The sequence below is a fragment of the Rhodoferax sp. UBA5149 genome, from assembly GCF_002413825.1.
In the GTDB taxonomy this organism is placed as follows: domain Bacteria; phylum Pseudomonadota; class Gammaproteobacteria; order Burkholderiales; family Burkholderiaceae_C; genus Rhodoferax.
Genome location: NZ_DHXT01000003.1, coordinates 1 through 5,195, shown reverse-complemented (window position 1 = coordinate 5,195; position 5,195 = coordinate 1). Strand labels below are relative to the sequence as shown.

Below are 5,195 nucleotides of genomic sequence, written 5' to 3'. Positions count from 1 at the left end.
CGCCCGCTCAAATCAAATTCAAACTTACCCAGCAGCGGCCCCATGACCACGCCTTGCAGACCGTCGGCGCCGCCTGTGAGCCAGTCCAGCTTGTTGGCCAGCTCCCCAAAAATCAGGGCGACCCCAAGCGTCACCATGAGCCGGGTGAGATCGGTCCCGCGCAGAATGGTGGCACTGCACAGCGCGCCCAAGACGCCGGCCATGGCCACGCCTACCAGCAGACCCAGGAGCGGATCGGGCATCACCAGCTTGGCAAACAGCGCCGCCGCATACGCGCCCATGCCAAAGAAAGCAGCATGCCCGAGCGACACAATGCCGGTGTAACCCAGAATCAAATCCAGCGACAGGGCGAACAGGGCGACGATGGCAATCTCGTTGATGATCAGCGCGTGGTTGGACAACAACAAGGGCGAGGCCAGCGCCAGCAACCACAGCGGGTACTCCCACAGCTTCCAACGGCCGCTCTTGAGCAGGAGGGCTTGTGAGTGTGTCGGCGAGCTCGTCATCACTTGCCCCCTTTGCGCACAAACAGGCCTTGCGGGCGCCAGATCAGGATCACGATCATCAGGCTGTACACAATGAAACCACCCAGTTTGGGGATGTAGTACTTGCCCGCCACGTCGGCAATGCCCAGCAGCAGTGCCGCCAGCAGCGGTCCGGTGATGGAGGACGTGCCGCCCACCGCCACCACGATCAAAAAGTAAATCATGAATTTCAGTGGAAAGCTGGGGTCCAGCCCCAACACCTCGGCGCCGAGCGCGCCACCCAGCCCGGCCAGTCCCGAACCCACCGCGAAGGTACCCAGGAACACCACATTCACGTTGATGCCCAGCCCCGCCGCCACGCGCTGATCGTCCACCGAGGCCCGCAGCCGGCTGCCAAAACGGGTTTTGGTCAACACATATTGCAAAGTCACCGTCAGCGCCGCGCATACCGCGATGATGAACAGCCGGTAATGGCCCATGCCCAGCATCCACGCGCCCTCGCCCAGTTCAGTACGGCCCTTGAGCCATTCAGGGAGCTGAATAATTTGCTGGCTGGAGCCAATAAAGTAGTCGGCGGTGGCGACAGCCATGAAGGTCAGGCCAATCGAAAACAACACCTGGTCCAGGTGCGGCTTGTGGTAAAGCGGGCGGTACAGCGTGCGTTCCAGCACGCCACCCAGCAACGCCGAGCCGAGAAAGGCCAGCGGCAGGCACACCAGAAAAGGCACGCCCATTTTCTGCATCAGCAGCACGGTGATGTAGCCACCCACCATGGCGAACGCGCCGTGCGCCAGGTTGATGAAATTCATCAAGCCCATGGTCACGGCCAGGCCAACGGCCAGAATGAACAACAGCATGCCGTAGGCAATGCCGTCAAAAAGAATGGTCAACATGGTTCTGCTGGCTCACGCGAAAACTGGCGCCCGGTCTTCGCAGACCGGGCGCCAGTGAATAAAAAGATAATCCCTGATCGACGCTGACTTATTTGGTCTTGCCCGGATCCTTGACGTCCTTGATCACGTCAAATTCCACGTTGTAAAGCTGGCCGTTCTGTTTTTCGACCTTGCGCAGGTAGATGTTCTGCACCACGTCGCGGGTTTGCGCGTCGATGAACATCGGGCCACGCGGGCTCTCGAAAATCTGACCCTTCATGGCAGCCAGCAAGGCGTCGCCGCCGCCCTGCCCCTTGGTCGCCTTGAGCGCTTCATAGATCACGCGCATGCCGTCATAGCCACCGACGGCCATGAAGTTGGGGCGCATGCCCTTGTTGGCTTTGGTAAAGGCTTCGACAAACTTCTTGTTCGCGACGGAAGGGTGGGCCGCGGAATAGTGGTGCGACGTGACCACACCCAGGGCGCCGTCGCCCATGTCATTGAGTTGATCGTCGTCGGTCACGTCGCCGGTGCCAATCAGCTTGATGCCGGCCTTGTCCATGCCGCGCTCCAGAAACTGCTTCATCACCGCCGCACCCGCGCCGGACGGCACGAACACAAACAGGGCATCGGGTTTGAGGTCGCGCACTTTTTGCAGGAACGGGGCGAAATCAGGGTTGCGCAAAGGCACGCGCAGCGATTCCGGCACCTGGCCGCCGTTGAACAGGAAACGCTCCTTGAAGTATTTTTCAGCGTCAATGCCGGGACCGTAATCGCTGACCAGCGTCACCACTTTTTTGATACCATTTTTGGGTGCCCAGTCCCCCATGGCAACCGCCGCCTGCGCCAGCGTGAAGCTGGTGCGCACGACGTAAGGCGAGGCCTGCGTGATGCTGCTGGTGGCAGCCGCCATCACCACCATCGGAGTTTTGGACTGCGTGGCAATCGGCGCGGTGGCCAGCGCGGACGGTGTGATGCCAAAACCGGCCAGCACGTTGACCTTGTCATTCACCACCAGCTCTTGCGCCAGGCGCTTGGTCACGTCCGGAATAGTGGTGTCATCCTTGACGATGAGCTCAATCTTCTTGCCGGCCACGGTGTCGCCGTTTTGCGCCATGTAAAGGCGGGCAGCCGCTTCAATCTGGCGTCCGGTGCTGGCCTGCTGGCCGGTCATGGGCAGGATCAGGCCAATTTTGAACTTGTTGTCTTGCGCTACTGAATTCGTAGCAGCCAATGCAACGATGGCAAGCGCCGTGGCGTGAAGGAATACTCGTTTTTGCATATTGTGTCTCCTGGAGGATGATCGAATTCAGAACCGCCCTCTACTGTGACGGGAAAATCGACCTGTCGCAATAGAGATTTCAGACTCTTTGTTATAACGGTTTGGAATAACCAAACCTCGGCTGCGCTGGCGAATCAGGCGCATCAACGCCACGCGACTGGGTGTGCGCGAGAAGCGCAGTTTTTCGACGATCATGAACTCGGCAGTGCGGGCGCCACGGGGCACTTCACCGGCCAGCCTGCCCGACGACCGACTGCACTGCTGGATCGAACTCAAACGACGCCATCAAGGAATGAACTGCCCCGCCCCAGAGGGGCGGAGTATCAAGGGGGCGGGAACCATACGGCTCACTTGCGTTCGCTTTGTAGGAGAACGCCCCAAGGGGCGGGGAATTTACCCGCCCTGATTAAACATGCAGTACATTTGCATTAATTACCTCGCCAAGTTGATCTAGGGCAAACGAGTCGATCTACTTAACGTTCACATTACGCCATGAAAAAAATATCACCAAGGCCAACCCGTATTCCAACAGAAGATAGTCATTTAATCGGTCCTTCTGGGTCACGAAGTCCTCAAACACAATGAAATGGTCCATCGAACGTAAGGTACTTGCCGGTTTTGCCGTAGCGCTGGCTATTCTCGCCGCCATCGGCTGGCTTGCCTATCAGTCGACTGTGAGCTTCATGCACGCCTCCGCCCAGGCCATGCACGGCCAGGAAACCATCACCGCCCTGGAAGAAATCTTCTCCCTGACGAACCAGGCGGAAACCCGGCAGCGCATCTATCTGATCAGCGGCGTTGAACGCCATCTCGCCCCGCGGCGTGCCTACATCGACCGCATACGCATCCTGCTCGGCAAGGTCCACGATGCCACCGCCGACAATCCTGGCCAGCAGGCATTGCTGCGCCCGCTGGACGTGCATATCGACGCACGTCTCTCGCTGTTGGAGGGGGTATTGAAGGTGAGGCGCGAACAGGGCTTCGAGCAGGCACGCCTCAAATTGATGGCGGGTGACGGTGAGCGGGAAATGGATGCCATCCATGAAACAGTGCTACAGATGGAGAATGGAGAAACTGCCCGTTTGCAGCAGTGGGTAGATACTTCCCGGGCAAATGCCGACCGGATGCTGACCATCTTCTTTGTGGCACTGGTTTCTGTAGCCATTTTTTTTGGTCTGCTGTTTCTGTTCATTGCTCGCGAAATGGCCGAGCGCAAGCAGGTCGAAGACGCGCTGCGCGAGAGCGAAGCACGCATGCGGGCAATCTTCGACACCGCGGTGGACGGCATCGTTACCATCGACGAACGCGGAACAATCGAACGTTTCAACCCCGCTGCCGAGCATATGTTCGGCTATACCGAGGCCGAAGTAACAGGCAAGAACGTTTCCATGCTCATGCCCGCCCCTTACCGCGAGGCACACGACGGTTATCTCGCTCATTACATGCAGACCGGCCAGAGAAAAATCATCGGCATCGGCCGCGAGGTGGTGGGGCAGCGCAAGGACGGCACCACCTTCCCGATGGACCTGGCAGTGGGCGAAACGCGCCAGGTCGATCGCCACATGTTCACCGGAACCCTACGCGACATCAGCGAGCGCAAACAGGCGCAGGAACAGCGGGACCGTCTGCTGCACGAACTCGAGAGCGCCAACGAGGAACTCAAGAATTTTGGTTATGTGGTATCCCACGACCTCAAGGCGCCGTTACGGGCCATCGGCTCGCTGGCGAACTGGCTTTCCACGGATTACGCGGACAAGTTCGACAACGAGGGCAAGGAGCACATGCGCCTCTTGATCAGCCGGGTGTACCGCATGGACGGCCTGATCGACGGCATTTTGCAATATTCGCGGGTGGGCCGGGTGAAAGAAACGGTCATCGCGGTGGAGCTCAACCGGCTGGTGCGGGAAGTGATTGATCTGCTTGCACCGCCGGCAAATATTACGGTCAGCATCGTGAATTCCTTGCCGACTGTCATGACAGAGCCGACCCGCATCCAGCAGGTGTTCCAGAACCTGCTCTCCAACGCCATCAAATACATGGATAAACCCAAGGGCGAAATTCGCATCGACTGTCTCGCCGAGGGCAGGCAATGGAAATTCAGCATCACCGACAACGGCCCGGGCATTGATCAGCAACATTTCGAAAAAATCTTCCAGTTGTTCCAGACACTTGCCCCGCGCGACCGTGTAGAAAGCACCGGCGTCGGTTTGTCGCTGGTAAAGAAAATCGTGGAAATGTATGGCGGGCGCATCTGGCTCGAATCTACAGTCGGCCAGGGAAGCACATTTTTCTTCACCCTGCCGCGCGCGGCTGCAACCGCAGGCTCCAGCAAAGGAACGTAGGCGTGAAAATCACCAGCAAGCCCATCCTCCTGGTGGAAGACGATCAAGTGGACGTCATGACGGTCATGCGCGCCCTGAAGGAGATCCACGTCACCAATCCGGCGGTGAGTCTGGAAAATGGTGAGGAAGCACTGAAGTACCTGCGCGACCCTGAAAGCGCGAAGCCGTGCATCATCCTGCTCGACCTCAACATGCCGATCATGAACGGCATCGA

6 protein-coding genes are annotated in these 5,195 nt (G+C 58.7%); 2 read left to right on the top strand and 4 right to left on the bottom strand.

Going from position 1 to position 5,195, the window contains the following annotated elements; genetic code table 11:
- The 4 genes from B3V69_RS00095 to B3V69_RS20690 form a co-directional block, all read right to left on the bottom strand.
- A partial coding sequence (locus tag B3V69_RS00095) for a branched-chain amino acid ABC transporter permease (RefSeq protein WP_296442644.1) occupies positions 1–506 on the bottom strand: 506 nt, incomplete at its 3' end.
- The gene (locus B3V69_RS00090; RefSeq protein ID WP_296442642.1) at positions 506–1,378 is read right to left on the bottom strand and encodes a branched-chain amino acid ABC transporter permease; all 873 of its coding nucleotides are present in this window, start codon (positions 1,376–1,378) and stop codon (positions 506–508) included. The genes B3V69_RS00095 and B3V69_RS00090, both read right to left, overlap by 1 nt.
- 88 nt (positions 1,379–1,466) lie before the next feature.
- Positions 1,467–2,639 (bottom strand): ABC transporter substrate-binding protein, encoded by a 1,173-nt coding sequence (locus tag B3V69_RS00085; RefSeq protein WP_296442640.1) that lies wholly within the window; start codon positions 2,637–2,639, stop codon positions 1,467–1,469.
- A gap of 27 nt (positions 2,640–2,666) precedes the next feature.
- A complete protein-coding gene (locus tag B3V69_RS20690) occupies positions 2,667–2,834 on the bottom strand; it encodes a hypothetical protein (RefSeq protein ID WP_414707443.1) in 168 nt (55 codons plus the stop codon).
- 386 nt (positions 2,835–3,220) lie between these two features.
- On the opposite strand from B3V69_RS20690, the gene B3V69_RS00075 reads away from it, so the two are divergent.
- Positions 3,221–4,981 (top strand): PAS domain S-box protein, encoded by a 1,761-nt coding sequence (locus tag B3V69_RS00075; RefSeq protein ID WP_296442639.1) that lies wholly within the window; start codon positions 3,221–3,223, stop codon positions 4,979–4,981.
- Positions 4,982–4,983: 2 nt separating this feature from the next.
- On the top strand, positions 4,984–5,195 hold a 212-nt coding region (locus B3V69_RS00070; protein ID WP_296442637.1), incomplete at its 3' end, for a response regulator.

Bases quoted from the DNA above. Each gene is read 5' to 3' on its own strand.
- B3V69_RS00090 (WP_296442642.1), bottom strand. From the start codon at position 1,378: ATGTTGACCATTCTTTTTGACGGCATTGCCTACGGCATGCTGTTGTTC.
- B3V69_RS00085 (WP_296442640.1), bottom strand. From the start codon at position 2,639: ATGCAAAAACGAGTATTCCTTCACGCCACGGCGCTTGCCATCGTTGCA.
- B3V69_RS20690 (WP_414707443.1), bottom strand. From the start codon at position 2,834: ATGATCGTCGAAAAACTGCGCTTCTCGCGCACACCCAGTCGCGTGGCG.
- B3V69_RS00075 (WP_296442639.1), top strand. From the start codon at position 3,221: ATGAAATGGTCCATCGAACGTAAGGTACTTGCCGGTTTTGCCGTAGCG.